Raw genomic sequence first — 26,126 nt, forward strand, 5'->3', positions numbered from 1 at the left:
TCCCGTCAGAGAACCAGAGCGGAAGCCACCGCCTCACCTGGAGGACGGCCGACGGTGTCGATCGCATCGGAGCACCAGGCCGAGGTCTGCCCTTTCCGGCGCAGGCGGACTACGCTCAACCGAAGGGAGAGCAAGGAGTGAGCCATGGCACGTGTGCTTGTTCTGGCCGGTGATGCGGCGGAAGAGCTCGACACCATGTACCCCGTCTTCCGGCTCCGCGAGGGAGGACACGAGGCGGTCGTGGCCGCCCCCACCACCCGCGCGCTGAAGCTGGTCGTGCACGACTTCGAACCCGGGTGGGACGCCTACACCGAAAAGCCCGGCCACCAGCTGCAGGTGGATCTCGCGTTCGGCGACGTGCGTCCGGAGGAGTTCCAGGCGCTGGTGATCCCGGGTGGGCGTGCGCCGGAGTACATCCGCACCGATCCCCACGTCGGACCGATCGTGCGCCACTTCTTCGAGCGCGGCCTGCCGGTGGGCACGATCTGCCACGGCCCGCAGGTGCCGGCGGCGTTCGGGCTGCTGCGCGGGCGCAGGACGGCGGCGTTCCCGCCGCTGAAGACGGACATGGAGCTGGCGGGCGCGACGTTCGTCGACGCGCCCGACGTGGTGGACGGCTCCATGGTGTCCTGCCGCGGCTGGCCTGACCTGCCGGAATGGTCGCGGGCCTTCATGCGGGTGCTCGAGGGCGCGGCTGTGACGGTCTAGGCGGGTGTCCCAGGGTCACGGCCCCGGCGTCAAGGGGCCGTGACCCTGGGCGGTCATGCGCAGGTGTAGCCGGACGGCAGGGCGCTGTCGCCGTTCGGCCTGCTGACCTGGAAGCCGACGCTGGTCGTCGCGGCTCCCGGCGCGAGCGTGCCGTTGTGGCCGACGTTCCTGACCGTGACGGTCTGGCCGCTGGTGGTGACGTCGGCGTTCCATGAACCGGTCAGGGTGTGCCCGGCGGGCAGGGTGAAGGTGACGGTCCAGCCGGTGATCGTCGAGGTGCCGGTGTTGGTGACGGTGAGCGGCTGGATGACGTAGCCGTTCCCCCACTCGGACTGCACGGTCGGGACGGCCGAGCAGGTGCCGTCGCTCGGACCCCCTTCCTGGGTGGTGATCTGGACGGTGTCGGAGACCGGCGAGACGTTGCCGGCGGCGTCGCGCGCCCGGACCTGGTAGCGGTAGGTCGTGTTCGGGGTCAGGCCCGTGTCGGCGTACGAGGTCGTGGCCGAGGTGCCGACCTGGGCGAAGGTCCCGCCCGACGCGCCCGGTGCGCGCAGGATGTCGTAGCCGGTCACGCCGGTGTCGTCCGTGGCGGCGGTCCACGTCAAGGTGGTGCCGGTCGCGGTGGTGCCCGAGGCGGTGAGCCCGGATGGGGCCGTGGGCGGCGTGGTGTCGTTCGATTGGGTGGTCAGGCCGAAGAACTCGACGGCGTAGCGGGCCATGCCCGACTGCGGGAGCGCGTGGCCCGCGCCCTGGATGCTGTACGCCTCCACCAGCACGGTGCCGGACGCATCGGCGTAGCGGCTGCGGTTCCAGCCGGCCTGCGGGCTGTCGGTGGAGGTCGGCGTCTGGCTCAGCCCGAACACGTCGGTCCACTGCTCGATCGACTCGCGCAGCAGCGAGTACGGCACCAGGGTGTCGGCGGTGCCGTGCCAGAGCTGCACGCGCGGGCGGGCGCCGGAATAGCCGGGGTACGCCTGGCGTACCGCGTCGCCCCACTGCTGGGGTGTGCGGTCCATGCTGCCGCCGGTGCACCTGCTGCTGCCCGGCGGGTAGTCGGAGGCGCCGGCGAAGCAGTCGAACGGCACGCCCATGAAGGACGCGCCCGCCTTGAACACGTCCGGGTAGACGGCGAGCATGTGCTGGGTCATCATGCCGCCGGACGAGCTGCCGGTCGCGTAGACCCGGTCAGGGTCGCCCCCGTAGGTCCGCTCGACGTAGTCGATCATGGACAGGAGCGAGACGGGATCGCTGCCGCCACCGCGCCGTTTGGCCGCGTCCGACCAGGTGTCGAAGCAGTTGCCGAACCCGGCCGACTGGGTGGCGGTCGGGTAGATGACGATGAAGCCGTACCGGTCGGCCAGGGACGCGAACTCGCTGCTCTGGTGGAAGCCGGGGCCGGAGCCGCCGCAGCCGTGCATGGCGACCACGATCGCGGGCGAGGCGGGGCGCGAGTCCGGTACGTAGACGTGCATCCGCATGTTGCCCGGGTTGCTGCCGAAGTTCGTCACCTCGACCAGGGTCGCGGCGGCGGCCGGTGAGCCGGCCACCACGGTCATGACGGCGAAGAGCGCCGCGGCGCAGGCGTGGGCCAGCACTGTGGTTAATCGTGTCATTTCGCGATCCCTTTCTCCGTCTCAGCGTGTGGATCCGGGTTGCTGGAAAATAAAAGCGCCGCGGCACGTCGTCAATGGACGCCCGGCAGGCGCGTTCACGCGATCATTCGGAGAAAGGCCGTTTCCGCTGGTTATCAAGTACCTTGACATCAAGGTCCTTGATACATGTTCAGGAAACTTACATCGGCGCCCGGGCACGATATGGTCGGCTGGTGACCGATCCGGCTGTCCCCGCGGCCGCCGCGCCGCACGCACCGCCGCCCCACGTGAGCTATCTGGTGTTCCGGCTGGAACGCCGCATCCGCGCCTGCCTCGACGAAGCGCTCGCCCGGCACGGCATCACGACCACCGAGTACATGGCGCTCAGCGAGTTACGCCTGCGCGACGCGCCCTCGTCGGCCGACCTCGCCCGCATCGCCTTCGTCACCCCGCAGGCGATGAACCTCGTCATCCGCGATCTCGAAAAGCGCGGCCTGATCGCCCGCGAACCTCATCCCGACGGCGGGCGCGCCCTGCGTACCCGTCTCACTGCTGAAGGGCTGCGGAAGCTGCAGCGCTGCGACCGCTCGCTCGACGGCATCGAGGCCGTCATGCTCGCCGACGTCGACGCCGCGGACCGCAGGAGGCTCGCCGAGACGCTCACGCTGTGCGCCCGAGCCCTGCACCCCGAAGCCCACCCCCTCCCTCCGGACCTCCACAGCGCGGAGAACCCGCCTCCGACCAGGCCGTAGCCCTCGCCCGCGGGCCGCGCCTCACCGGCGCAGGCCCGCATGTCACCGCCGCCTGCGGCGCTCCACCCCTAGGTGCATCACGCCGCCTGTGCCGAGGGCGCCAACGACACGTTGGAGCGGCCGGCGGAGGCTCGTGAGAAGGCGAGTTCGGCGGGCTGGTCGGGCTGGAGAAGACCGTGCAGGGCTCGGGCTGGGGCGTGCCGGCCTGGGAGCCGGTCGGCCGTCGTCTGGTGGTCGAGCAGGTCTACGACCACCACGGCAACGTCGGCATGAACACCACCCCGCCGCTCGTCTTCGACGCCCGGGAGCACGCCTGCCACCTGCAGTACCGCAACGTCCGCCCGGACGACGTCGAGAAGCTGTGCGACCTCATCGACTGGAACGGCGTATCGCCCGCTACGACGCCGCGCGCGGCACCTGACGCGGCTCAAGACGGCGGCGTCCGCCCGGCCCGAGCTCGGTCCGTGGGGCCGGGCGGACGCCGCACCTCACGCGCGGAGCGGGATGGGGGTGGGTGCGGGGACCGCACCGGCGGAGTCCCGCGCCGGATGAGCGCGGTCTCGGATATCTCGGTCTCGGCACTCACGCCGAGGGGCTTGCTCTGGTCGTCGATCGCCGGGCATCGCTCACTGCGCCGCGACGACTCCCGGCGGGTCGTCGCAGGGGACGGGGCCTGGGGCCGAGCGGCCCCGGCCACCCTCCTGACGGTTCGGTCACGTGCGTGCCTGACTGCCGTTCTGGCCTTCGCCGATGATCGCCTCGTGGGCGTGCTCGGCGAACTCCGCCGGGCTCGCCCGTAGCAACGAATTGATCAGACGGAGATTGACGGGCCGGCTCTCCTCGAGGTCGGGGCCGGTGATGCTGGCCGTCTGAGGGGCCTTCCCGGTGAAGGTGACCCTCATGCGCCAATGGTGGCGCTCAACGGCGATCACTGGACCCTCGGCGGACGCCACCTTCCATCCGTGGCGGCGCGCGCGTTGGGTTAACGCCTCAGGATGCATGTGATTTGTCTTCCTCGTCGTCGTGGTGGACGCGGCGGCGGAACGGGTCGCGCTCCCCCGGCCGCGCGCGGTCAGAGGTCCGGGTCGAACGCGGAACCTCCGTCGTCGGAGGGTGCACCGGGCACGTTCACGGTGTGCTCGGACTCGGGACGCTCGGAAAATGCCGGACGACCGTACGCCTGCGCGGGCGACGGCGCCGGGGGGTGGCCACTCCCCCGGCCGTGGAAGGGATCGATCGGGCGCGCCGCGCCGCCGGCGGTCGTGCCGCCGTGGTGGGCGTGGTCGCGGCCCGTTGCTTTCACCTCGTCTCGGTGACCTCCCCTGCGCTGTCGATGCTACGCGCGGGAACCGGGTGGCCGGTTCCTCGCTCCTTCCGTAGATGTGATGGGAGGAGCAGGGGCGATGGTTCCCATCGGATCAATCTTGTCCCTGAGCTCGTGAGTTGCGGCGTCCGTACAACGACTTCAGGTCGAGCCGTTTCCTCGAAGAACCGGGGTACACCACGACCAGGTGCTCCTCTTCTCCCCCGCGCGTCACCCGGACGTACACGCGGAGCCGGTAGCGGCCCTTGCCGTTGATCGCGAGGTTCGGCATCGGCGCGCCCGCGCCCACCTCTCCCCCGTCCATCTCCGGGACGGTGAGCCGCCCGCCGCGGGTCGTGATCGGCACTTCGTGCACGGTGTCCCACCCGCCCGTACGGGGCGGCGGCGCCTTGCGGAAGGCTTTGACCGTGAGGCAGAGGCCGGTGACGTCGGCGACGTGCCCGACGAGGACCGCGGTGGGGGTCACCCCGAGCCCCGTCTTGTTGCCCTTCTGGTAAAGCTCGTCCATCGTCCGGTCCCCACCCTCCCCTTGCTCATCTGCGGGGTCGTAAACGAGGTAGCCGGGGTCGCCGTCGACGAACAGGAAGTAGTAGGCGGTGGCCTGGACGACGCCCTTCGTCCTGGGCCACGGGTCGCGGCACGTCGCGTTGTGCTCGGCGACGTAGTCGATCTCCGCCTGCTTCCGTTCCTCGCTCGACCGCAGCAGATCGGGGTGGGTCTTGCCGACGATCTCCGGGCAGACGTAGACGAGGTCCCACGGATCGGCGCCCCACTCCGCCCGCGGGCTTCCCGCCTCCCTCAGCAGCGTCTGCTGCTTCGCGGGGTCCTGCGTACGGCACAGCGCCCGCCCGTACGCGAGGATCGCCTGGTCCGACATGCTGTCCGGGAACATGGGCGGCGTCCCCTGGCTGCCCTCGCGCGCCAGGCACAGGAACACGGCCTCGCGCCGCGCCGGGTCCAGGTCGCCGGACTCCGGCCGGTCGTAGCAGTCCTCCGCCGCGCCGGTGAGGGTGCGGCGCGCGTGCTCCTCCGGCTGGACCAGCACGGCGATCGGCAGGAGGGCCAGGGCTGCCACGGCGGCCCGGTACGCCCGCCCGCGCGACCGGCGCCCGGACGCCGACGGGACGGGCGCGACGGGCATCTCCCTGGCGGTCGCCGCGAGATAGAGCGCGCCGGTGAGCCGTATGACGTCGGTGACCACGATCCACACCAGCGGGCCCTCGAAGTCCGAGCCGCCCACGAAGAAGACCGGGTACGCCGACGCGACGGAGACCGTCGACAGCCAGCCCGCGCCCAACGTGCCGCGGCTCCACCGGCCGTCGCGCCACTGCCCGGCGACGGTGAGGGCGGTCGTCGCCAGGGCGGCCACGATGGAGCCCACCGTGTAGACGGTGCCGTATCCGGCATCCGTGAGGCCGAGCGAGCCGAGCAGGTCCACCACCGCCAAGGCCAGCTCGCACGCGAACATCACCCCCGCCACGGCCCGCAGCACCCGGGACCGCCAGCGGATGACGAGCAGCAGCAGCGTGTCGATCGCGGCCCATAGCGCGAGCTGGAAGGCCGCGCCTGCCGCGTCGGAGATCCACGAGATCGGCGCCCACAGCACGAGACCGTCCGCCACCGCCAGATAGAGCAGCAGGCGCAGCGCCCGTTCCCGCCCTCTGAGCGGCCCCGGCTCCGGGGGACGCAGGATGATCCACAGGGCGGCGGCCTTCACCGGAGCGGCGGCGAGCAGCGCCGTGACGACGGCGAGGCCGTAAGGGCTGCGGTGGAAGAACCCGATGTACGGCGGCGGCGACCATTCGACGGCCACCCAGAGCACGTCGTCGCCGAGTATGAGGCCCGCGATCGCGCCCAGCAGGACCAGACTTACCAATCCGATCCTGATATAGCGCCATAAATCAGCTGATAACACGGGAGCGGAGCTTATCGGGCGCCACTCTCAAAAAAGCGGCGCCAGGAAGCGGAAGCCCTTCCCCGCCCGCCGTTCGACATGCGATCGAGACCTGCTCAGACCCGGTACCACGAAAACTCCCCAAAAGCCGCCAAAGAGGCACGGACCGCCGGAGAAAAACGCGAAGGGCGAATACGTCGTGGCACCACGGACATCACATATGATCGCCACCGGCACAGGCCGCACCCGCGCGTTCTCCTTCGGCGGATCGCCGATCGTGCGGCCGTTGGTTCGTGCCAATATGGGGGCGATGCTGGAGTGGGCGAGGGCCTGACACCGAGGGAGCATTGATGCCGGCTGCCGACATGAGCGACCTGAGCGACGTCACTGACGGCACCGGGCTCTGGTCCGCGCCCACGACGCTGCGCGCCCTCGTCGGGGCCCAGTTGCGGCGGCTGCGGGAGGCGCGCGGGGTCAGCCGTGAGGAGGCCGCGTTCCTCCTCCGAGGCTCGACCTCGAAGATCAGCCGGATGGAGGCCGGCCGCACGAGTTTCAAGGTGCGCGACGTCGCCGACCTGCTCACCCTGTACGGCGTCACCGACGAGGGCGCGCGGGCCAGCCTGCTCGCCTTGGTGGAGCAGGCCAACGCGCCGAGCTGGTGGCAGGAGTACCGCGAGGCGATCCCCGACTGGTTCGAGCCCTATCTCGGCCTCGAGCAGGACGCCTGCCTCATCCGCGCCTTCGAGGTGCAGCTCGTGCCTGGCCTGCTGCAGACCGAGGCGTACGCGCGGGCGGTCATCGCCCAAGGCGCCACGGGCAGCGTGCTGGAGCAGCGGGTGGCCGTGCGGATGCGCCGCCAGAGCGTGCTCACCGGGGACGATCCGGCGAAGCTGTGGGTGGTGCTGGACGAGGCCGCGCTGCACCGCCGCGTCGCCGACGAGGCCACCATGCGCGCCCAGTGGGAGCACCTGGCGCGCATGAGCGAGCTGCCCCACGTCACCATCCAGGTGCTGCCGTTCACCTCCAGCGAGATCGCCGGCGGCATCGGCCCGGTGACGATCCTGCGCTTCCCGCAGCAGCAGCTGCCCGACGTCGTCTACATCGAGCAGCTCACCACCGCACAGTACGTCACCAAGAGCGCCGATGTGCTGCCGCACCACGCCCTGATGGACGAGCTGGGGCTGGCCGCGCTGCCGCCGGACGAGACCGCCGGCCTGCTGCGCGACCTGGCGGCCACACCGTCAAGCTGAGCAGCGCTCAGGGTTTGCGGGCGACGCCGCAGTACGCGTCCACCGGGTCGGGCGATCCGGTGACCGCCTCCGCCTCGGAACGCCACTGCGAGACCGACACGACACCCGGTTCGATCAGCTCCAGGCCGTCGAAGAACCGCTCGATCCTGGCGGGGGTGCGCAGCTCGTAGCTGTAGACGTGGCCCTCGTCGCGAAGCTGCTCGGCTTCGGCCGCCGCCTCCGGCTTGACCGTCTTGGTGCCGTCCTCGATCATCAGGTAGCTGCCGGACGGCAGCGCGTCCATGTAGCGCCGGATCAGCGCGTAGGCCTCGTCGTCGTCGCGTACGGTGCCGAGGACGCCCAGCATCATCACCGCGGCCAGGCTGAAGTCGAGGGTGCGGGCCGCGCGGGTGAGGATGTCGTCGGGGTCGCGCACGTCGGCGTCCAGGTAGTCACAGCTCCCATCGGGGTGGCTGGTCAGCAGGGCGCGGGCGTGCAGCAGCACCACCGGGTCGTTGTCGACGTAGACGATGCGGCTGGACGGGTCGACGCGCTGGGCCACCTCGTGGGTGTTGTCCTCGGTGGGCAGGCCGGTGCCGATGTCGAGGAACTGGCGGATACCCTCGTTCTCGGCGAGGTGGCGGACCGCCCGGCGCAGAAAGGCCCGGGTGTGCAGCGCGATCTCCTGCATGCCGGGGTAGTGCTTTTCGAGCATGTCCGCGAACTCTTTGTCCACGGGGTAGTAGTGCTTGCCTCCTAACCAGTAGTTCCACGCTCTCGCCTGGCTGGGCCGGCTGGTGTCGATCCGGCTGAGCGGGGAGTCGTCGGCCACGGGCTGCTCCTTGTCGGGGTGAGGGGTGCCGCCTTTTCGGCATTTGCCTGTTCTACCAAGCACCGGCCCCTGTGTCAGGGGAGCCCGCCGGCCGGCACGACTCAGCGGGTGACGGCCGCCTCCGCCTGCCAGCAGTGCGTCCAGTGCCCGTCCCCCAGCTCCGTGCGCCCCGGCACCTCGGCCGAGCACACCGGCAGCGCCACCGGGCAGCGCGGGTGGAACCGGCAGCCGCTCGGCGGTGCGATGAGGCTGGGCGGCTCGCCGTGCCGCTCGCCCGCAGGCGGCGCCACCCGGTCGGGGTCCGGCGCCGACTCCAGCAGCAGCTGCGTGTACGGGTGGCGCGGCGACTGCGTGAGCTCCTCGCTGGGCCCGCTCTCGATCAGCCGGCCCGCGTACATGACCGTGATGTCCTCGGCGAAGTAGCGGGCGCTGGCGATGTCGTGCGTGATGTAGAGCAGCGCCAGCCCGTTGTCCCTGGCCAGCCCCTCCAGCAGGCGCAGCACGCCGAGCCTGATGGACACGTCCAGCATGGACACCGGCTCGTCGGCGATCAGCGCGACGGGCCGGACGGCGAGCGCCCTCGCGATCGCCACCCGCTGCCGCTGGCCGCCGGACAGCTCGTGCGGCATCTTGTCCATGAACTGCTCGACCGGGGTGAGGCTGACGCGTTCGAGCAGCTCGGCGACCTGCTCGCGCTCCTCGGCGTCGGTGCGGGCGTGGCCGTGCAGCCGCAGCGGCCTGGCCAGGTGGTAGCGGACCCGGTGGAAGGGGTTCAGCGACGCGAACGGGTCCTGGAAGATGAGCTGGACCTGCCGCCGGTACTCCTTGAACGCGGGGCCGCGGTGCGCGCGTACCGGCTCGCCGTTGAGCAGCACCTCGCCGGAGGTGGCCGGATAGACCTGGGCGAGCAGCCGGGCGACCGTGCTCTTGCCGCAGCCGCTCTCGCCGACCAGCGCCGTCACCGTGCCGGCGCGCAGCGCGATCGAGACGTCCTCGACCGCCCGCACCGGCGGGCGCTTGCCGAAGCGGCCGCGCGGGCCGCGGGCGGCGGTGAAGTGCTTGGTCAGGTTGCGTCCCTCGAGGACGACGTCGTTCATGGCGGTGTTCATGACAGCCCCCTCCCGTCGTTGAGCAGGCACGCGACCTCGCCGTCCGCCTCGGACCGCAGCACCGGGAGGGTCTGCGAGCACTCCTCCATCGCCTTGGCGCATCTGGGGTGGAAGGCGCAGCCGGGCGGCAGGGTGCGCAGGTCGGGCGGGGTGCCGGGGATGCCGAGCAGCTCCTCGCGCGGGCCGCGCAGACGGGGGAAGGAGCGCAGCAGGCCCAGCGTGTACGGGTGGCGCGGCGCCCGGTGCAGCGCCTTGGCCGTCCCGGTCTCCACGACCCGGCCCGCGTACATGATGGCGATCCTGTCGGAGATCTCCATGAGCAGCGACAGGTCGTGGGTGATGAAGACGACCGCGAAGCCGTACTCCTCGCGCAGCGCCCTGATCTCGGCGAGGATGTCGCGCTGCACCACCACGTCGAGCGCGGTCGTCGGCTCGTCCATGATGATGATCTCGGGGTTGAGCGCCAGCGCGATGGCGATGGCGGCGCGCTGGCGCATGCCGCCGGACAGCTCGTGCGGGTAGGAGCGGCGGCGGTCGGCGCTGATGCCGACGCGCTGCAGCAGCTCCACCGCCCGCTCGGTGCGCTCGGCGCGGGACATGCCCGGCGCGTGGATGCGCAGCACGTCGTCGATCTGGGCGCCCACGGTGCTGACCGGGTTGAGGGAGTTCATGGCGCTCTGGAAGACGACGGCCAGCTCCTTCCAGCGGAAGGCGCGCAGCTCGTTCTTGCCGAGCGAGAGCACGTCCACGGCGGTGCCGTCCTGGCGGCGGTAGGTGACCGTGCCGGAGGTGACGGTGGCGGGCGGGCGCAGCAGCCTGGCCACCGCGTTGGCCATGGTGGACTTGCCGCTGCCGCTCTCGCCGGCCAGGCCGAGGATCTCGCCGCGGCGCAGGTCGAGCGAGACGCCGGAGACCGCGTGCACGGCTCCGGAGCCGGACAGGTAGTCCACGCTGAGGTCGCGGACTTCCAGGACGTTCATGATGCGCGTGCCTTCCTGGGGACCTTGATCGTGCGCAGCCGCGGGTTGGCGATCTCGTCGATGCCGAAGTTCACCAGGGCCAGGCCGGTGCCGATGAGCGCGATGCACAGGCCGGGCGGGATGAACCACCACCAGGCGCCGATGAGCAGCGCCTGCCCGTTCTGCGCGAAGTACAGCATGCTGCCCCAGCTCACCGTGGACAGGTCGGCCAGGCCCAGGAACGACAGCCCGGCCTCGGCCAGGATCGCCGAGACGACGGTGGCCAGGAAGCTGGTGGCGATGACGGGCAGCAGGACCGGCAGGATCTCGAAGAAGACGATCCGCAGCGGCCCCTCGCCGCTCGCCCTGGCGGCCTGGACGAAGTCGCGGCGGCGTACCGACAGGGTCTGGGCGCGCAGCACGCGCGCGCCCCACGCCCAGCCGGTCACCGCGATCACCACGGCGACCGAGGTGACGCCGCGCTGCGGCAGGTAGCCGGCCAGCACGATGATGAGCGGCAGCGCGGGCAGCACGAGGAAGATGTTGGTGAGCACCGACAGCACCTCGTCCACGGCGCCGCCGATGTATCCGCCGACCAGGCCGACCGCGACCGCGAGCACGGTCGCGATGACCGCCGACAGCACGCCGACGCCGAGCGAGACGCGGGCGCCGTAGACGAGCTGGACGAGCACGTCCTGACCGGTCTGGGTGGTGCCGAGCCAGTGCTCGGCCGACGGGGGCTGCAGCCCGGCGTCGCTGGTGGCGGCGGGATCGGCGCCGATGAACAGCGGGCCGAAGATCGCCACCAGCGCGAAGAAGGCGAGGATCCCGGCCCCGATCTTGATCTTCATTCCGACTCCTGCCTGGTCCGGGGGTCGAGCACCACGTACGCCAGGTCGGCCAGGAAGTTCGCGACGAGCACCGCGAGCGAGATGACGAGGAAGATGCCCTGCATGAGCGGGAAGTCCTCGTTCTCCACGCCCTTGAGCAGCATCGAGCCGATGCCCGGGTAGGAGAAGACGATCTCGGTGAGCACCGAGCCGCCCACCACGAAACCGAGCGACAGCGCGAAGCTGGTGATGTTGGGCAGGATGGCGTTGCGGGCGGCGTAGGCCCACATGACCCGGCGCGAGGTCAGGCCCTTGGCCTCGGCCATCACCACGTAGTCCTCGCCGAGCGTGGTCACCATGACGTTGCGCATGCCGAGGATGCGGTCGGCCATGGAGGCGACGACGATGGTGATCGCCGGGAGGGCGGCGTGGTAGAGCACGCTCTGCACGAACTCGGCGTTGAAGCCGGGCGTCACGTCCAGCCCGTACGCGCGGCTGACCGGGAACCACTGCAGGGTCACGCCGAAGACGAAGACCAGCGCGAGCGCCACCCAGAAGTAGGGCACCGCGTGCATGAACGTGGCGGCCGGCAGCACGCCGTCCAGCCAGGTGCCGCGCTTCCACGCCATGATGACGCCGAGCGCGGTGCCGATGAGGTAGCTGATCAGCGTGGCGACGCCGACGAGCCCGATCGTCCACGGCAGGCTGTCGGCGATCACCGTGGAGACCTCGGTCGGGTAGAAGGTGATCGACCGGCCCAGCTCTCCGTGGGAGAGGTTGACCAGGTAGTCCACGTACTGCTGCCACAGGCTCGCGTCGCTGATGCCGAACGCCTTGCGCATCGCGTCGATGGCGGCCGGCTCGACGTTGCCCTTCATGCGGGCGACCAGCAGCTCGACCGGATCCCCCGGCATGAGCCGGGGGATCAGGAAGTTCAGCGTGATGGCGGCCCAGGCCGTCAGGAGGTAGAAGCCGAGCCGCCTGGCCAGGAACCTCACGTGCCCGCCGGCTTCAGTCGCAGCAGCACCATCGCCGCGTCAGGCGAGGTGTAGGGGGACGGCATGGCGTACGGGTCCTGCTCGGAGGGCCAGCCGACGTACTTGTTGGTGCGGAACTGCGCCCAGGACGGGCTGTAGAACAGCGGCAGCGCGGGCAGCTTCTCGATCATGATCTTGGCCAGGCCCTGGGTGGCCTTCTGCTGCTCGGCCAGGTCCTCGGTGGCGGCGTACTCGGCGATCAGCTTGTCGGTCTCCTCGTCCTTCCACCGCTCGTAGTTGCCGGTGGAGGACTCGCCGACGGGCTTGGCGAGCTTGCCGTAGAGCAGGCTGCGGAGCTGGAAGTACGGCGTCGGGCCGGCCGGGGTGCCCCTGATCGACAGGTCGTAGTCGCCCTTGCCGACCTTGGAGACCCAGTCCTGGAAGGCCACTCCCCTGGTCTCGACGGTGATGCCGACCTTGGCGAGGTCCTCGCGGATGAGCTGCGCGGCGTTCACCCAGTCGGTGTACGGCGACGGCACCAGCAGCTCGAACGTGAGCTGCGCCGGGTCGATGCCCTTGAGCAGCTCCTTGGCCTTCTCGATGTCCACCTTGTAGGCGGCGTCGCGGTACTCCTCCGGCACGTACGCCTCGCCGCCCGGCATCGTCACGCCGCTCGGGTGGGCGACCTTGGTGTAGTCGCGCTCGGCGATCCGGACAATCTTCTCCCGGTCGATGGCGAGGCTGATGGCCTGGCGCACCTCGGGCTTGCCCAGCACCGGGTGGGTCAGGTTCGGCAGCAGCGTCACCAGGCCCTCGGGCGGGAAGAAGTACTTGTTCTGCTCCGGCTTGCCCTGCACGTAGATCTTGTCGATGTCGGGCACGAACGCGCCCGCCCAGTCAACCTCGCCCTGCTGCAGCGCCGTCTGCAGCGCGTTGGCCGTGTACGCGGGGAAGCGCACGACCGGCACCTCGGGCTTGCCGGGCTGCCAGTAGGACGGGTTCTTGACCAGCTCGTAGAGCTGGGCGGAGAACTTCGACAGCGTGTACGGCCCCGTGCCGACCGGCTTGGGGTTGGTGAAGGTCGCCGGGTCCTTCTCCTTCTCCCAGATGTGCTTGGGCACGATGGGCGAGTTGCCGGCGATGTCGTACAGCTTGGCGTAGGAGGTGGCGGCGAAGTCGATGCGCACCTTGTCGGGCGCGAGCACCTCGGTCCCCTCGATCTCCAGCGCGCTCTTGTTGAGCTGCGGGTGCTTCTTCAGCATGTCGAAGGTGAAGGCGACGTCGTCGGCGGTGAACGGCTTGCCGTCGGACCACTTGACGTTCTGCCGTAGCGTGAACGTCACCGACTTGCCCTTGTCGGACCACTTGTGCTCCAGCGCGAGCCAGGGCGTGATCTCGCCCGGCTTGAGCTTGTTGAAGAACATGAGGGTCTCGTGGATCATCCCGCTGGTGCCGAAGTTCACGCCTTCGAGGTGGTACGGGTTGAAGTCCTCCTGGAAGGTGCCCGCGTCCACGGCGTGCACCACCAGCGGCGGCGCGTCCCCGCTCTTGGCGGCGCCACCGCCGCCCCCGCCGCCGGAGCAGCCCGCCAGTGCCAGTGCCAGCGTGGCCGCCATCGCCGCGATCCGGCTCACCGGTCGTCTCATGCGGAGGCTCCCTTCCCGAAGTACTTGGTGCGCAGCTGCCGCGAGCCCTTGGGGGCGGCGAACGCCTGGGCCCGCTTGAACCCGGCGGGGGCGCCGCGCACGATCGTCAGCGCGCGGTAGTAGTCGACGTAGGGGAAGCCGTAGGTCTCGCCCCTGGCGTAGGCGTAGCCGGTGATGGCCTGCGACCAGATCTCGTACGCCTCCTCCTCGATCTCGACGAACGTGTCGGGCGCGAAGCCTTCGGCGTCCTCCCAGTTGTCGGCGTAGTAGAGCTCGCTCGCCCAGTAGGCCGGGTGCTCGCGCTCCAGGGTCTTCAGCCCGCCGTAGAAGCGGGCGTCCTCGACGATGCGGTGGGTGCGGGCGTGGTCCTTGTGGATCGAGGCGCTCCAGTGCGTGATGATCACGTCGGGGCGCAGCTCCCTGATCATGTCGCCGACGCGCATCTTGGTCTCGTCGTCCTCGGGCAGCAGGCCGTCCTCGTAGTCGAGGAAGCGCACGCCCGCGCCGATCCGCTCGGCGAACGTCTCAGCCTCCTCGCGCTTCTGCTTGGCGTAGTCGGAGACCGGCATGCGGGGGTGGCCGCGCTCGCCGAGCGTCAGGTGCAGCAGCGTCGCGCGGTCGCCGCGCAGCACGTGCTGGGCGAGCACCGCGCCCGCGGTCAGGTCCATGTCGCCCGCGTGGGCCCCGATGGCGAGAACGTGTGTCATGCGGATCGCCTCATCACGTGGAACTTTCTGGTGATCTCGTAGCCGGCCTTGGTGTAGAGGTGGCCGGCGGGGCTGGTGGCGCCGGTCCAGAGGAACCAGGAGGAGTGGAGTCCCTCCGCGCGCATCCTGGTCATGGTGAGGTGGAGGAGGATCTTGCCGAGGCCGGTGCCGCGCAGCTCGGGGTCGACGCCGAACGGGCCGAAGCGCTCGGGGATGCCGCGGTAGGCGGCGTACAGGGCGAAGCCGGCGATGCGGCCGTCCTTCTTGGCGATCACGATGCGCTCGGGGTTCCGGTGCCCGCGGATGGCCTCGCCCCAGTCGGGGTTGAAGGCGCCGGCGGCGAACCTGATCAGCTCGGGCAGCTCGCCCACGGTGGGGCTGCGGAAGTCGTACCCCTCGCGCTCACGCTGCTCGCGCAGCTCGCGTACCTCGGGCGGCGCCTGGTAGCCGACGAGCGTGCGGTCCATGGCGACCGGCGAGTAGAGGGTTGTGAAGCCGAGCTGTCCGAGGAGCCGGTATCCGGCGGGGTAGAGCTCGGCGTCCGCGCCCGGCAGCACGTAGAAGGGGGTGTAGGAGGAGAATTCGATCTTCGTGCGGCCGAGGCCCTCCAGGAACGCGACCGCCTCCTGCAGCAGCCGCCGGCCCAGGCCGCCGCCCCGGTGCTCGGGGACGACGAAGAAGAACGGGATCCAGCCGACGTCCGGCTCCAGGTCGGTGCCCGGCGCTAATGGGATCAGGCGGCGGACGGCGTACGCACAGCCCACCACCTCGTCATCCTCCACGGCCACACGCAGGCCCTCGGGGTCGAAGTTGGGGTCGAGCAGCACGCAGTCCTTGAACCAGCCGGCCGTCGTCGGGTCGGCGGGCATGCTGCGGTTCCAGGCGTCGACCAGCGCGGTCTCATCACCGGGCTGGAACGGGCGGACGGTGGCCATGGGGGAGCGGTCCTTTCACCTTTGCACTCCCGCCACAGCTTTCCCAGTGTCAACGGGCCAGGTCAAGCGGATTTCGGAAGAAATTTTCTAACAAGTCAGTCATGTGGAAAATTGTTTTCGTATGCGGTATGTATGGATAGTTCACCCTGTTTGAGGTGTATCGCGGGCGCTGATCCCGCGCTGCCTGGATGCCGGCGACCGGGCGCGGGCACGCCGGAAGCCGGGCCCGGCGGCGCCGGACCCGGTCCTGGTGGTGCCGCGTTCAGTCCTTGTCGTGGGCGAGCGGGCCGGACAGCGTACGCGCCAGCAGGCCGAGCAGCGCGTCAGCGGCCTTGCCCAGCAGGGCGAGCAGCAGGATCGACAGCAGCAGGATGTCCGTCCTGCCGGTGTTCTGGCTGTCGATGAGCAGGAAGCCGAGCCCCATCGAGGAGGCGATCAGCTCGGCGGCGACGAGGAACAGCCAGCCCTGGGCGAGGCCGAGCCGCAGCCCGGCGAGCACGGACGGCGCCGCGTACGGAAGCTGGATGCGGGTCAGCAGGCCCACGCCGCGCAGCCCGTACGCGCGACCGGCCTCGACGAGGTGCGGATCCACGTGGGACAGCGCCGAGGCGACGGTGGTGTAGACGGGGAAGAACGCGCCGATCGCCACCAGCACGATCTTGGGGGCCTCGGCGATGCCCAGCCAGAGCACCAGCAGCGGCACCCAGGCCAGCGACGGCACCGCGCGCAGGGCGGCGACGCTGGGCGCGAGCAGCGCCCTGACCGGGGCGTACAGGCCGACCGCCGCGCCCAGCAGCAGCCCGGCGACCGCGCCCGCGGCGAAGCCGAGCAGCACCCGCTGACCGCTGATCGCGATGTGCTGCCACAGCTCGCCGCGCTGGATCAGCTCGCCGACCGCCGCCAGCACGGCCGACGGCGCGGGGAGCTGCGCCGGGGTGAACACGCCCGCCGCCGCGGCGGCCTGCCAGGCGGCCAGCGCGATCAGCGGCACCACCAGCCCGGCGGCGACCCGCCCCACCTGCGCGAACCGCCGCCCTCCCGCCCGTGCGCTCCCCCGGTCCGGCGGCGGGGTCGCGGGGCGTTCCTGCGTGCGGCCCAGGCTCGGCGTTCCGGTGGGGCGGGTGGTCACGACGCCGCCTTCGCCTTCGCGGCGAAGCCCGGCTCGAACAGCGAGTCGAGCGCCTTGCGCGCCTCGTCCTCGGAGCGGACCTGGCTCTCGCGTACGAGGGTCGGCAGGATGCGTTCGAGCACCGTACGCTGCTCGGCGCCCGGCACCGGGCTGATGTCGGTCTTCGTCCGCTCCTTCAGCACCACCGAGGCGACCTCGGGCGTGAGCTTGGCCTCCTGCGCCAGCAGCTTGACGGCCTCGTCGGGGTGCTCGGCGACCCACGCGCGCGCCCGCTCGTAGGCGTCGACCACCTTCTGCGCGAGGTCGGGGTGGTCCTTGATGAAGCCCTCGCGGGCGTTGAGGAAGCCGTAGGTGTTGAAGCCGGGGTTGCGGTAGACGAGCTTCGAGCCGGCCTCCAGCTCGCTCTGCGCCATCATCGGGTCGAGGCCGGCCCAGGCGTCCACGTCGCCGCGTTCCAGCGCCGTCCTGCCGTCGGCGTGCTGCAGGTTGACGACCTCGACGTCCGAACCGCCGAGCCCGGCCTCCTCCAGCGTCTGGAGCAGGAAGAAGTACGGGTCGGTGCCCTTGGTCGCGGCGACCTTCTTGCCCTTGAGCTCCTTGACGTCCTTGATCGGCGAGCCCTTGGGCACGACGAGCGCCGTCCACTCGGGCTGGGTGTAGATGCCGATGGTCTTGATGGGCGTGCCGTTGGCGCGGGCCTGCAGCGCGGCGGCGCCCGCGGTGGAGCCGACGTCGATGGTCTCGGCGCGCAGGTTCTCGTTGGCCTTGTTGCTGCCGGCCGACAGGACCCAGGTGACCGTGGTGCCCTTCAGCTCGTTCTCCAGCCAGCGCTGCCGGCGGATGACCAGGCTGAGCGGGTTGTAGTAGGCGTAGTCGAGCCGGAGCTGCCCCTGCGCGGGCGCCGCGGTGTCGCTCTCGCCCTGCACGCAGCCGGTGGCCAGGGTCGCGAGCAGCGCGGTGGTGAGCAGGAGGCGACGGTGGATCATGGTGTTTCCTTCAGGGGCTTCATGACGGCGCCGCCTCTTCGGCGGGGACGGGCCTGGGCACGCCGAGCCGTTCCAGCAGGTCGGCGCGGAGCTCGGCGAGCTCGGGGTGTGCGCGGTCGCGCGGCCGCGGGTGCTTGACGTCGAGCGTGGTCACCACGGTCGCGCCGGGCTCCGGCGGGACGCTGCCGAGCATGACCACCCGGTCGGCCAAGTGCAGCGCCTCGTCCACGTCGTGGGTGACGAGCAGCACCGTCGTCCCGGCGCCGCGCTGCACGTCGGCCAGCAGGTCCTGCATGCGCAGCCGGGTCAGCGCGTCCAGGGCGGCGAACGGCTCGTCGAGCAGCAGCACACCGGGTTCCCTGGCGAGCGCTCTCGCGAGGGCGGTGCGCTGCGCCATGCCGCCGGAGACCTGGCGGGGACGGTGCCCGTGGAAACCGGCCAGGCCGACGACGTCGAGCCAGTGCCGGACGATGCGGTCGCCCTCCGCCTTGCGGGTGCCCTTGGGCAGGCCGAGCCGTACGTTCCCGGCGAGGTCGCGCCAGGGCAGCAGGCGCGGCTCCTGGAAGACGACGGCGCAGCGCTCGTCGATGCCCGTGACGGCGCGCCCGTCCACCAGCACCTCGCCCGCCGATGGCGTGTCGAGCCCGGCCACCAGCCGCAGCAGCGTCGACTTGCCGCAGCCGCTCGGGCCCAGGATGGCGACGATCTCTCCGGGCGGGAGGTCGAGGTCGATGTCCCGCAGCACGGCGTGACCGTTGCCGAAGGTGTGGCCGAGGCCGCGCAACCGCACCCCTGCGGCACGTGCCGCCATGCCCCTCCCTTTCCGAAAATTCTCATTACCTACAGGTTGTGCATGATTCTGGCACGCGTGACCACTCCTTGGGAAGCCCGTCTCACCTTGTGAACAGTCCGCGTTCGCGGGGGTGGCCGGTTCACCCTCGGTACGGGCGACCGGTGGCCTTGCGGACGGCCTGATCCAGACCGGCATCGACGCCTCCTGAGAGGACGTCGTCGAGGCGAGCGTGACCGCGACCTGCACGATCCCGGTGTCAATGCCGGTGTAGACGAGTACGCCCGTGGACATCACGACGATCAGCCCGTTGGAGTGGTCGGCCCTCTCGATCGGCGGCTCGCCGCCGTCCGGCAACGCCGAAAGCGTGGTCGGCCACGCCTACGTCCGCTTAAGCCTCCGTCCCGCGCGTGCTCTCAGCGAGCGGCCGGTTTCACCAGGCCGGCGTCGTAGGACAGCGCCACCACCTGGGCGCGGCTGCGCAGGTCGAGCTTGGCCATGATCCGGTTGATGTGCGTCTTGACGGTGCCTTCGCTGACAGACAGCCGTTCGGAGATCTCCTTGTTGGACAGGGCCCGTCCGACCAGGCTCAGCACCTCGAGTTCGCGAGCGGTGAGCCGGTCGAGCCCGGGTGGCGGCGAGCTGCTCGGCGGGCCGGTGAACGCCTCCATCAGCCGTTTGGTGGCCGACCGTCGAACAGGGCGTGGCCGGCCCGTTGAGCGCCGGTGGGGGTGAGGGTCTTCGTGGTGACGGCAGAGATCTTCCCGTCAGCGACCTGGTAGGAGTGCTCGGTGTCAGGGGTGGCCGTGGTGGGGCGGCCGGGCAGCCATACTTTGGTCAGGCGGCCCAGCCCGTCGTAGGCGAGATGGGTGGTGCGACCTGCCGCGTCGGTCTGCGCGGTCGGACGGCCGTGCGCGGGGTCGAGGGTCTCGGTCGTCACGTGCGCACTGGCCGGGTCGTCGGGGTCGACGGGCGGGCCGGTGGTGGTGACTTTGGTCGTCAGCCCGGCCGTCTCCGTGTACGTGGTCGTCGTCGTGTGACCGAGAGCGTCCGTGACCGCCGTGACCCGGCCGTGATCGTCGTAGGTGGTGCGGGCGGTGGGCACATACCTGGCGGTCGTGCCGTCATGGTCTGCGATCTTCTCCACGCGGGTGACGTCGCCCCTCGTAGGGGTGGTACCGCCGTCGTAGAAGGTGCGCACGTCGGAGACGATGTCCTTCGGCCTCTCAGGTGTTGCGGAGCAGCGGACGGCGACCGTCTCGACGCGTGAGGGCAGCACGCGGATCCACGCGTCGGCGTTGACCGCGTACGTGGTGCGGGTGCACAGGTCGTCGTCATCGCGTGCGATGTCGCCCTGATCGTCTTCCTGGACGGGCAGACCCGTCACGGTGTCGTACTCGGTGTCGGTGTGGGTCTCCCGCCACGTGCCGCCGTCCATGGCGGTCCAGGTATGCCTCGCGGCGACGCCGGTGAGCACCGCGTCTGACGTGCCCCAGGAGCGGGTACGTGAGGCGGTCTTATGCCGCCCTGGCGTGTTGACGGTCTTGCTGTGCACGCTGCCGCCCGGCTTGGTGTAGACGATGTGCTTGAGCTCGAAGCCGGCCAGGTCGTTGTGGTCGGGGTGGGTTCCGCCCTCGCCGTCGGCGACGCTGACGCTTTTGGTACCGCCCGAGGCGTTGAGCCGGTCGCCGTGCATGCCTCGCAGGTACAGGCGTTCCTCCAGGGTGAGCGGCTCACCGTCGCCGCCGGTCAGAACCTGGACATGGCCGTAGCCGCGCCACTGTGACCAGGTCTTCTCCTTCGTCTTGGTCAGGCCGTCGTCGTCGTCGAAGTGCCAGGCCGCGCCGCCGAGGTAGCGGTACTCCGTGACCATGTCGGGCCCGCGGGCGGTGCGGTCGGACTCGATGATGGTTGAAGGTGACCTCGGGAAGCGTCACTGCGGTGCCGGACGCCTTGCCCGTGTGCGTGATTCCCTTCAGGAGGAGCGCCCGATCGACGTCGGCGTCGCCCCAGGCGTGCCGCAGGGTCCAGGTGTCCACATCGCGGTAGGTGCCGTCGTCCTGCCTGACCTTGGTGGTGACGCCCGTGAACCGGTGACGGGACCAGAAGGTGGGGGCGATGAGCCCGGCCTTGGTGCATTGCGACGTGCAGTTCTGGTCCCACGGCACATCCGGCCAATGATCAGGATTGCTGCCGATCTTCGAGGAGGCGCAGTCGAACGCGTCAGTGGGGATGCACCGCTCAGAGGTCTCGAACACCACCTTGGCCGGCGGCGGGGCGAACGGGTCGTCGGAGCGCAGCCCGTACTCGATGTGGGTCAGCCGGCCGCCACGGTCGTACTCGGCGTCGTCGGTGAGCGAGACGTTGCGACCGTAGCTGTTGCGTTCCTTGTCGTAGTAGTACGCGATGGCGTTGCCCTGGGTGTCCACGACGTAGTCGAGGTTCCACCGCCACGCCTGGCGGCAGGACGACCGCGCGAACCCGGCCGTGTCATGGCAGGGCTCGCCGGCGTCGTTACCGAAGACCGGCATCGTCCACGCGGAGGAGGTCTCGCCGCGGTCGGAGGTCCAGCCGGGCAACCGGTTCAGGCCGAAGAAGTACTGGGTGCCATCGGTGGCGGTCGCCTTCCAGTACTCCCCGTCCTTATCTCCGTTCGTGCCGCCGGTCATCTTCTCGAAGCGGGTGCCGTCGTCGCCGCGCATGCGCCACGTGCCGTCCGCAGCCTTTATCAGCTCTCCGCCCCTGCCGTTCCAGATGACGGTGGCGTTGTCGTAGGCCCAGCACTGGTCGCCGGGGTCCACGCCGTTGCTCTTGGGGGCGCCATCGTCGGCGCAAGGCTTGTAGCTGCGTTCGATGAAGCCCGGCCACAGGTCGAAGCCCTCGCCGACCCAGGACGGCTGGTTGTTGGTCGCGGAGGTCCTGCCGTCCACGGAGGCGGCGGAGTAGCCGATCGCGAGCTGCGGGGTAAGGCCGCCCGGCACCGGCGGTACCCGCAGCGGGTACGACCACGTGAAGTCGCCGGAGTTGCCGCTGCTGTTCCAGGTCGCGGCCGGAGCCAGCGGGGTGGCCCGATAGTCGCCGGCGGCACTCGCGGGTGCGGCGACGGCGGCGAGCACGGCGGTGCCTGCGGGGAGGCCGGCGGTGAGGGTGCGGGACTCGGCGTCGTTGCGGCCGGCCACCGGTGTGGCGGTGCGGCATGCGGGCAGGTCGGGGGTGGTCAGCGCGCACTGTGGCAGCTTGACGAGACGTAATCGGGAGCCGTACGAGCCGCCGTAGGCGGTGGCGAAGGGGGCGTAGTCCACGGTTACGGCGGCGGGGCCGGAGCTGTCGACCCTCACTGACAAATCGGCACCCGCTTTCGCGGCCGTGCTCCGGTCGAGGAGGCGAACCCGGGCGGCGCCCGTCGCTCGCACCGCCGACGTGTCTCCCGCGGCCGGCCAGCGGGGTCGCGGCGCGTCCCGGCCTGCCGCGGGGTCCGGGACGCGGGCAGGAACCGGCACCTTCTTGCCTCGCACCGCCCACCGATCGTCGCTGACCTCGGGCGGGCCCATGACGGCGGGTTCCTGTTGGGGCGGGACGTGCAGCGGGCTCATCATCACGACGGCCACCGTCACCGCGGCCAACGACGCCTTACCTGTCCGCACAAGACCTCCTCTGACGACCAGCGAAGGAGCATCAGTGACCGGGCCCGGCCGGGTGGACAAAACGTTAAGGAAGGCGAGGTGGTCGATCATCAATCCGGGACTGGGTCTCTGCCTCCACCGGAGCGTGTACCTCAGGGCGGCCTCTCCACCCTGAGGCGGACGCGACGTACCCCCAGAGGTGGACCCGGATGGTTGACAGCCGTGCGGGCCGTCTAGGGGCGCCGTACGCGGTAGCGGTGGACGACGGCCTTCGAGATCGTGCGCGTCTCGACCAGGTCGAGGTCCACCTGCCGCTTGCCCTGCGGAAAGAACGGCACCCCGCCGCCCACCAGCACCGGATAGACGACGGCCCGGTACTCGTCGATCAGGTCCAGGGCGGCCGCCTCGGCGGCCAGGCTCGCGCCGCCGATCGCGATCTCCCCCTCCCCCGGCTCGGCGCGCAGCCGCGCGATCTCCTCGGCCAGGCCGCCGGTGGCCAGGCGGGCGTTGCCCTTCACCTCGGTCAGCGTGGTGGAGAAGACGACCTTCGGAAGCGGGTTCCACAGCGCGATCCATTCGCGCGTGTCGTCGTCGAGCGACGGCTCCTGGTCGGCGGTCTCCCAGAAGAGCATCGTCTCGTACAGCCGCCGCCCCATCAGGTGGACGCCGACCTGCCGCAGCTCGTCGATGTGGTAGCGGAAGATCTCAGCGTCGGGCTCGGCCCAGGCGAAGCCGCCGTCGGGGCCGGCGATGTAGCCGTCGAGCGAGACGCCCATGGAGTAGGTGACGCTGCGCATCGGGGTTCCTCCTCGGCACTTCGGGTTCCGAGGTATGACCGCCGGCCGCAGCGGAACTCATCGTTCGCGCACGAACCTCGTACGCACGCCCCTGAACTCGAAGTCGTAGACCGTGTGGTTGACCTGGAGTCCGTCCACGGCGCCGATGAACGGGTTGTCGCGGCCCTTGGAGATGCCGAGGCTGAGGCTGATCACCGCGTCCGGCATCTTGGCCTTGAGTTCGGTGAACGAGCACGGCGACGCCTGGGTGCAGGTGATGGCTCCGCCCGTGGCGCCGGTCGCGTACCACCTGCTGCCGTCGGCGGAGGCGTCGTACTGCTGCCACTGGTTGACCTCGCGGGTCGCGGGTGCGGACGGGCTGGTGGAGGTGTCGGGCAGGTAGACGAGGCTGGTGTAGTCGGCCGGGCCGACGTTGGGGTCGGCCTCGATGGTGATGTTCGGCAGGCTGACGCCGGTGAGGCTGTCCATGCCGGCGAACACCCAGTACTTGAGCGTCTTGATGGACGACAGCCGCGTGCCCGCGAAGATCTTCTCATTGCCCCACGCGATCTTTTCGGCGCCGCTGCCGACGATGATGCCGAGGCTGCCGTGCCCGTACGGGGGCGGCTGGGTGGCGGCGAAGGTGGAGCCGGTGCGCCCGTAGGGGCCCTCGCGCAGGACCGCGTTCGGCCCGCCGATGGTGTTGCGCCCGATGATGCCCCAGTGGCTGGCGGTGACGATGCCGGGCAGGACGGCCGCACTCGCCGGAGGACCGGCGTCGGCCTGCTGCGGTTGCGTGTCGCCGTACGCGGCCATGGGTGCGGACATCAGAAGAGCCGCCGCCGTGATGATGAGGCCGGAACACCGGCCATGAAATGCATCCATGAATCCCCCAGAAAACGAATTTCCTTTGAATGTCGCGCATGTCGGACATGTCGTCGTGCTAGCCCGACGGCGAGCGCGGATCATGTCTTTTCCTGGGGAAACGCGGGCTAAGCGCGGCCGTCGCCGAATTTGGGGAAATGCTTGATCAGGTACGCGGTGACGTGGTTCCGGTTTTTCGTCCGGAACCCCGCCTCAAGTCGTCGTCAGCGGGAAAAGGCGGGCAGGTTCCCGGAGATCCGCCAGGTACGGCCGCCGGCAGGTCACAGCAGTTTGTCCGGGGTGATCGGCAGGAGCCTCAGAGGCCGGCGTTGGAGGTGCGCGCGTCGCGGCGGTCCGCCTCGGTGGCCTCGGCCAGCGCCTGGCCGATGCCCATCGCGACGCCGCCGATGCCCCGGGAGCGCGCGGTGCGGGGGTTGAGGATGCGGCCGGCCTTGATCACCTTGACGTGCCTGGTCACGCGGACCGTCCCGAGCTCCGGGTCCACCTTCACCTCAGCGAAGTCGGCGCCGAAGGCGCGGCTCGCGATCGTCGCCTCGTGGGGCGGTGGCGGGTTGTGGCCGCCGGTGGCGTCCACGGGCTGGAGCCGGTCGCGGCACAGGATGCTCGCGTACCGCTCGCCCCTGGAGCGGCCGCCGCGGACGTACAGGTAGCCGTCGTCCACCAGGACGTCGTCCGGCGGCGCGCCCCCGCCGGATCCGCTGCAGCGAGTGCGGCCGCTCCTCGTCGTGGACGCCTCGCTCATGCCGCCCGGCGAGCGTGCCGACCGGCCCCGGTTCCGCGAGCCGCGCTACCGCGACCGCGACCTGTTCGACGGCGTCGCGGCGCTGCACGGTCTCCCGGCCGAGGGCGACGACGCGCTGACCCAGCGGTCGCCGCTGACCGGCAGGCTCGACCGCCTGGTCACCCGGCACGCCACCGCCCCGGACGCGGCGAGCCCCGCACTGCGCCACCGTGCTCTGCCCGAAGTGCGCGAGCTCCTGCACGAACGGCTCGACGAGCCGGCGGCGGGCAGGAGCGTCGCGGAGGTGGCCGGCGAGCTGGGCTTCTTCCACCAGAGCCACCTCGACAGGCACTTTCGGCAGTCGTTCGGGATGAGCGCGGGCGCCTTGGCCAAGACCGTACGGTAGCGCGCTCGGCCCCTGCGGCCTGCTCGCCCCGGTAGCGCGCCCGGGGTGCGCCCGGGGGACGTTCGGCCTGGCGGCCCGCAAGAACGCGCCCTCATGCGGCTCAGGCTCTCGCTCTCGCGGGCCGTCCAGGTCAGACTCCGGCCGTCACGTTGACGCCCGAGCCGACCGAGCGCTGGGTGGTCACCTCGGTGACGAGGTTGCCCGTCGAGGTGACGGTGAGCTGGTTGCCGCCCCGCTGGTACGACAGGCCGGTGCCGGAGCCGTTGCCGCGGATGACGTTGCCGGTGACGGCGACGTTCCCGGTGCCGTAGTTGACCCTCGTGATGGCCACGTACGTGGTCCCCGTGCCGCTGAACTGGAAGACGCGGTTGCCCGTGATGGTGCTCGCGGCGTCACCCTGGACGGCGGCCTCGATGCCGTAGGTGGCGAAGTCCTCGATGTAGTTGTCGCTGAGGCTGGTCGCGTAGAGGCGGTCCGCGTTGATGCCGGCACCGCCGACGTTGTAGACGTGGTTGCGCTCGATCACCCAGCCGGCGCTGTTCTCCAGCTTGATCGCGTCGCCCCCGGTCTCATCGATCCAGGTCTCGGTGAGGTTCCAGTCGGTCACCGCATTGTCGCCCTCCTCGACGTAGATGCCGTTCTGCCCGGACTGGTCGATGAAGAGGCCGTGAATGCGGCCGTTGACCATGCCGCCCGTGGGCGCCACTGTCGTCCCATCGCGCGCGATGCTGGTGATGTGGAGTCCGTTGGCCTTGGCGTTCTGGATGTGCAGGTTCTCGATGACGCAGCCCCAGGCGCGGATCAGCACTCCGTCTCCGCCCGAGGCGTTCCCGGCGGCGTTGGCGTCGATGGTGAGATCGCGTAACACGACGCGCCCGTCGGCGGTGGCGTCGTTGTCGGCCCACGACTTGGAGGCAAGCACGGCAGGAAGGTTGCGGTTGTCGGCCTGCTTGAGGAGCGTCGTGGGGCTCTCTCCCCGGTAGGTACGGTCACCGGCCAGCAGGACGGTGCTGGTGATCAAGCAGGGACCGTCGATGATGATCTCGTCGCCCTCGTCGGAGCCGTCGATCACCGACTGGATCCTGGCGGCATCGCCGTCGTTGTTCGCGCAGGTCGCGGTGATCCGCGCCGCCTCCGCCGGATCCGCGTCACCGAGTATCGCGACGCCGGCGGCGGCCACGACGGCGGTCAGGGAAGCGACCGTCAGTACCCGGCGTACGGCGGGCCTCAGATGTGCCATGAAGTCTCCTGTCATCTGCTGCGGAACGCCATGATGATCATGGCGCGCCTTTAGTGAACAATGAGACGAGGCACAA

At 70.5% G+C, this 26,126-nt stretch carries 25 protein-coding genes; 5 read left to right on the forward strand and 20 right to left on the reverse strand.

The genetic code is table 11. The annotated features are described in order from the left end of the window. Positions 1-144: 144 nt before the first annotated feature. Positions 145-708: a DJ-1/PfpI family protein gene (locus tag WBK31_RS16615; RefSeq protein ID WP_364051832.1), complete on the forward strand. Its 564-nt coding sequence runs from the start codon at positions 145-147 to the stop codon at positions 706-708. 53 nt (positions 709-761) lie between these two features. Here WBK31_RS16615 and WBK31_RS16620 read toward each other — a convergent pair whose 3' ends face one another. Beyond that, a complete protein-coding gene (locus tag WBK31_RS16620; RefSeq protein ID WP_378788724.1) occupies positions 762-2,321 on the reverse strand; it encodes a PHB depolymerase family esterase in 1,560 nt (519 codons plus the stop codon). 212 nt (positions 2,322-2,533) lie between these two features. Here WBK31_RS16620 and WBK31_RS16625 point away from each other — a divergent pair, with 212 nt between their 5' ends. Together WBK31_RS16625 and WBK31_RS16630 are read left to right on the forward strand one after the other, a co-directional pair. Then, positions 2,534-3,052, forward strand: a complete 519-nt coding sequence (locus tag WBK31_RS16625) for a MarR family transcriptional regulator (protein ID WP_364051838.1) — start codon at positions 2,534-2,536, stop codon at positions 3,050-3,052. A gap of 230 nt (positions 3,053-3,282) precedes the next feature. Further along, the gene (locus WBK31_RS16630; protein WP_364057405.1) at positions 3,283-3,852 is read left to right on the forward strand and encodes a Fe-Mn family superoxide dismutase; all 570 of its coding nucleotides are present in this window, start codon (positions 3,283-3,285) and stop codon (positions 3,850-3,852) included. On the opposite strand, the gene WBK31_RS16635 is transcribed toward WBK31_RS16630, so the two are convergent. After that, complete coding sequence (locus tag WBK31_RS16635) at positions 3,766-3,954, reverse strand: hypothetical protein (protein WP_364057579.1); 189 nt, start codon at positions 3,952-3,954, stop codon at positions 3,766-3,768. The two genes, WBK31_RS16630 and WBK31_RS16635, sit on opposite strands and share 87 nt — an antisense overlap. A 516-nt stretch (positions 3,955-4,470) precedes the next feature. Further along, a complete protein-coding gene (locus WBK31_RS16640; protein WP_406675176.1) occupies positions 4,471-6,252 on the reverse strand; it encodes a hypothetical protein in 1,782 nt (593 codons plus the stop codon). 368 nt (positions 6,253-6,620) lie between these two features. Between WBK31_RS16640 and WBK31_RS16645 the strand changes: the two genes are divergently transcribed. Next, positions 6,621-7,520, forward strand: coding sequence for a helix-turn-helix domain-containing protein (locus tag WBK31_RS16645; protein ID WP_406675177.1), 900 nt, complete (start codon positions 6,621-6,623; stop codon positions 7,518-7,520). Between the two features lie 7 nt (positions 7,521-7,527). On the opposite strand, the gene WBK31_RS16650 is transcribed toward WBK31_RS16645, so the two are convergent. The 16 genes from WBK31_RS16650 to WBK31_RS16725 form a co-directional block, all read right to left on the reverse strand. Then, positions 7,528-8,331 (reverse strand): SAM-dependent methyltransferase, encoded by an 804-nt coding sequence (locus WBK31_RS16650; RefSeq protein ID WP_378788720.1) that lies wholly within the window; start codon positions 8,329-8,331, stop codon positions 7,528-7,530. 101 nt (positions 8,332-8,432) lie between these two features. After that, positions 8,433-9,440, reverse strand: a complete 1,008-nt coding sequence (locus WBK31_RS16655; RefSeq protein WP_364051850.1) for an ABC transporter ATP-binding protein — start codon at positions 9,438-9,440, stop codon at positions 8,433-8,435. Continuing rightward, the gene (locus tag WBK31_RS16660; RefSeq protein WP_364051853.1) at positions 9,437-10,420 is read right to left on the reverse strand and encodes an ABC transporter ATP-binding protein; all 984 of its coding nucleotides are present in this window, start codon (positions 10,418-10,420) and stop codon (positions 9,437-9,439) included. Before WBK31_RS16660 ends, WBK31_RS16655 begins: the two co-directional genes overlap by 4 nt. After that, complete coding sequence (locus WBK31_RS16665) at positions 10,417-11,250, reverse strand: ABC transporter permease (RefSeq protein WP_364051856.1); 834 nt, start codon at positions 11,248-11,250, stop codon at positions 10,417-10,419. The genes WBK31_RS16660 and WBK31_RS16665 overlap by 4 nt, the downstream gene beginning before the upstream one ends. Beyond that, on the reverse strand, positions 11,247-12,227 hold the full coding sequence (locus WBK31_RS16670; protein ID WP_364051859.1) for an ABC transporter permease: 981 nt from the start codon (positions 12,225-12,227) through the stop codon (positions 11,247-11,249). The genes WBK31_RS16665 and WBK31_RS16670 overlap by 4 nt, the downstream gene beginning before the upstream one ends. Next, positions 12,224-13,852: an ABC transporter substrate-binding protein gene (locus WBK31_RS16675; RefSeq protein ID WP_378788719.1), complete on the reverse strand. Its 1,629-nt coding sequence runs from the start codon at positions 13,850-13,852 to the stop codon at positions 12,224-12,226. Before WBK31_RS16675 ends, WBK31_RS16670 begins: the two co-directional genes overlap by 4 nt. After that, positions 13,849-14,559: a PIG-L family deacetylase gene (locus WBK31_RS16680; RefSeq protein WP_364051865.1), complete on the reverse strand. Its 711-nt coding sequence runs from the start codon at positions 14,557-14,559 to the stop codon at positions 13,849-13,851. The genes WBK31_RS16675 and WBK31_RS16680 overlap by 4 nt, the downstream gene beginning before the upstream one ends. Beyond that, positions 14,556-15,494 (reverse strand): GNAT family N-acetyltransferase, encoded by a 939-nt coding sequence (locus WBK31_RS16685; RefSeq protein ID WP_378788717.1) that lies wholly within the window; start codon positions 15,492-15,494, stop codon positions 14,556-14,558. Before WBK31_RS16685 ends, WBK31_RS16680 begins: the two co-directional genes overlap by 4 nt. A gap of 262 nt (positions 15,495-15,756) precedes the next feature. Continuing rightward, positions 15,757-16,623 carry an ABC transporter permease gene (locus tag WBK31_RS16690; RefSeq protein WP_406675178.1) on the reverse strand — a complete coding sequence of 289 codons (867 nt, stop codon included), beginning with the start codon at positions 16,621-16,623 and terminating at the stop codon, positions 15,757-15,759. Next, entirely contained in the window at positions 16,620-17,609 is a 990-nt protein-coding gene (locus WBK31_RS16695) for an aliphatic sulfonate ABC transporter substrate-binding protein (protein ID WP_406675179.1), read from the reverse strand. The genes WBK31_RS16690 and WBK31_RS16695 overlap by 4 nt, the downstream gene beginning before the upstream one ends. 19 nt (positions 17,610-17,628) lie before the next feature. Then, on the reverse strand, positions 17,629-18,420 hold the full coding sequence (locus WBK31_RS16700; RefSeq protein ID WP_378788713.1) for an ABC transporter ATP-binding protein: 792 nt from the start codon (positions 18,418-18,420) through the stop codon (positions 17,629-17,631). Between the two features lie 395 nt (positions 18,421-18,815). Beyond that, positions 18,816-19,070, reverse strand: coding sequence for a response regulator transcription factor (locus WBK31_RS16705; protein WP_406675180.1), 255 nt, complete (start codon positions 19,068-19,070; stop codon positions 18,816-18,818). 1,062 nt (positions 19,071-20,132) lie between these two features. Continuing rightward, complete coding sequence (locus WBK31_RS16710) at positions 20,133-21,737, reverse strand: hypothetical protein (protein ID WP_406675181.1); 1,605 nt, start codon at positions 21,735-21,737, stop codon at positions 20,133-20,135. A 518-nt stretch (positions 21,738-22,255) separates the two neighbouring features. Then, positions 22,256-22,819, reverse strand: a complete 564-nt coding sequence (locus WBK31_RS16715) for a dihydrofolate reductase family protein (protein ID WP_364051886.1) — start codon at positions 22,817-22,819, stop codon at positions 22,256-22,258. A 57-nt stretch (positions 22,820-22,876) separates the two neighbouring features. Further along, a complete protein-coding gene (locus WBK31_RS16720; protein WP_364051889.1) occupies positions 22,877-23,626 on the reverse strand; it encodes a hypothetical protein in 750 nt (249 codons plus the stop codon). Between the two features lie 352 nt (positions 23,627-23,978). After that, a complete protein-coding gene (locus tag WBK31_RS16725; protein WP_406675182.1) occupies positions 23,979-24,425 on the reverse strand; it encodes a molybdopterin cofactor-binding domain-containing protein in 447 nt (148 codons plus the stop codon). Between WBK31_RS16725 and WBK31_RS16730 the strand changes: the two genes are divergently transcribed. Further along, the gene (locus WBK31_RS16730) at positions 24,391-24,810 is read left to right on the forward strand and encodes an AraC family transcriptional regulator (protein WP_406675183.1); all 420 of its coding nucleotides are present in this window, start codon (positions 24,391-24,393) and stop codon (positions 24,808-24,810) included. The genes WBK31_RS16725 and WBK31_RS16730 overlap by 35 nt on opposite strands. Positions 24,811-24,940: 130 nt before the next feature. Here WBK31_RS16730 and WBK31_RS16735 read toward each other — a convergent pair whose 3' ends face one another. Beyond that, positions 24,941-26,050 (reverse strand): right-handed parallel beta-helix repeat-containing protein, encoded by a 1,110-nt coding sequence (locus WBK31_RS16735; protein WP_364051895.1) that lies wholly within the window; start codon positions 26,048-26,050, stop codon positions 24,941-24,943. Positions 26,051-26,126: the final 76 nt, after the last annotated feature.

The sequence above is a fragment of the Nonomuraea sp. N2-4H genome, assembly GCF_045291505.1.
GTDB lineage: Bacteria > Actinomycetota > Actinomycetes > Streptosporangiales > Streptosporangiaceae > Nonomuraea > Nonomuraea fastidiosa.

What these genes read in the sequence shown, in the direction of transcription:
- WBK31_RS16615 (WP_364051832.1), top strand. Translation starts at nt 145, where the DNA reads ATGGCACGTGTGCTTGTTCTGGCCGGTGATGCGGCGGAAGAGCTCGAC.
- WBK31_RS16620 (WP_378788724.1), bottom strand. Translation starts at nt 2,321, where the DNA reads ATGACACGATTAACCACAGTGCTGGCCCACGCCTGCGCCGCGGCGCTC.
- WBK31_RS16635 (WP_364057579.1), bottom strand. Translation starts at nt 3,954, where the DNA reads ATGAGGGTCACCTTCACCGGGAAGGCCCCTCAGACGGCCAGCATCACC.
- WBK31_RS16645 (WP_406675177.1), top strand. Translation starts at nt 6,621, where the DNA reads ATGCCGGCTGCCGACATGAGCGACCTGAGCGACGTCACTGACGGCACC.
- WBK31_RS16655 (WP_364051850.1), bottom strand. Translation starts at nt 9,440, where the DNA reads ATGAACACCGCCATGAACGACGTCGTCCTCGAGGGACGCAACCTGACC.
- WBK31_RS16660 (WP_364051853.1), bottom strand. Translation starts at nt 10,420, where the DNA reads ATGAACGTCCTGGAAGTCCGCGACCTCAGCGTGGACTACCTGTCCGGC.
- WBK31_RS16665 (WP_364051856.1), bottom strand. Translation starts at nt 11,250, where the DNA reads ATGAAGATCAAGATCGGGGCCGGGATCCTCGCCTTCTTCGCGCTGGTG.
- WBK31_RS16675 (WP_378788719.1), bottom strand. Translation starts at nt 13,852, where the DNA reads ATGAGACGACCGGTGAGCCGGATCGCGGCGATGGCGGCCACGCTGGCA.
- WBK31_RS16680 (WP_364051865.1), bottom strand. Translation starts at nt 14,559, where the DNA reads ATGACACACGTTCTCGCCATCGGGGCCCACGCGGGCGACATGGACCTG.
- WBK31_RS16685 (WP_378788717.1), bottom strand. Translation starts at nt 15,494, where the DNA reads ATGGCCACCGTCCGCCCGTTCCAGCCCGGTGATGAGACCGCGCTGGTC.
- WBK31_RS16695 (WP_406675179.1), bottom strand. Translation starts at nt 17,609, where the DNA reads ATGATCCACCGTCGCCTCCTGCTCACCACCGCGCTGCTCGCGACCCTG.
- WBK31_RS16700 (WP_378788713.1), bottom strand. Translation starts at nt 18,420, where the DNA reads ATGGCGGCACGTGCCGCAGGGGTGCGGTTGCGCGGCCTCGGCCACACC.
- WBK31_RS16705 (WP_406675180.1), bottom strand. Translation starts at nt 19,070, where the DNA reads ATGGAGGCGTTCACCGGCCCGCCGAGCAGCTCGCCGCCACCCGGGCTC.
- WBK31_RS16715 (WP_364051886.1), bottom strand. Translation starts at nt 22,819, where the DNA reads ATGCGCAGCGTCACCTACTCCATGGGCGTCTCGCTCGACGGCTACATC.
- WBK31_RS16720 (WP_364051889.1), bottom strand. Translation starts at nt 23,626, where the DNA reads ATGTCCGCACCCATGGCCGCGTACGGCGACACGCAACCGCAGCAGGCC.
- WBK31_RS16725 (WP_406675182.1), bottom strand. Translation starts at nt 24,425, where the DNA reads ATGAGCGAGGCGTCCACGACGAGGAGCGGCCGCACTCGCTGCAGCGGA.
- WBK31_RS16735 (WP_364051895.1), bottom strand. Translation starts at nt 26,050, where the DNA reads ATGGCACATCTGAGGCCCGCCGTACGCCGGGTACTGACGGTCGCTTCC.